1 protein-coding gene is annotated in these 530 nt (G+C 55.5%); it reads right to left on the bottom strand.

From position 1 onward, the window contains the following. Positions 1-530, bottom strand: a 530-nt coding sequence (locus DW720_RS15520) for a virulence-associated E family protein (RefSeq protein ID WP_243099743.1), incomplete at both ends; no start/stop codon positions are given.

Genomic DNA, 530 nt, shown 5'->3' on the forward strand with positions numbered 1-530 from the left:
CCGGAGTCCGTTGCCGGGTTTTCACGCTCCCAGCCCTTTTGTCTGCCATATTCTGAAAACATTCTTGGGTTCGGGAAGTACCTCCAGCCGGAAATGCACTGGTTCATAATCTCGTTGATTTCCCGGATTTCCCATTGCTTCGGCTCGTCAAAAGCATGGTTCAAGGCTTCCTTATAGAGCTGCTTGGAGCAGACCATGCTCCCGGTGTACTTATCAAGATACGCCTGTATCATCCCGGCTTTGGTGTCCTCCGGCATAAAATCCCGCTGGTGTTCTTTGAGATAGCGCTGCATGGCGGGGCTGAAAGCCAGCTTGAACCTGCCGCTTCGGTAAATCTCCATCGCTTCTGCCCACATCTGCTCGATATAGGCTCTGGAAGCAGCTTCGTCCTCCAAAATGTGAACCTCGGCTTGCTCCGGGTACACCATGACGGGGATAAAGCGGCGGTTGCCGGAACGGTCAAGGGGCAGGAAGTCCAGGGCATTGGAAGTGCCGCCAAACACGCACTGACGGGGGCGGTCTGCCGGGTG

The organism is Clostridium sp. AM27-28, assembly GCF_003480955.1.
Taxonomy (GTDB): domain Bacteria; phylum Bacillota; class Clostridia; order Lachnospirales; family Lachnospiraceae; genus Otoolea; species Otoolea fessa.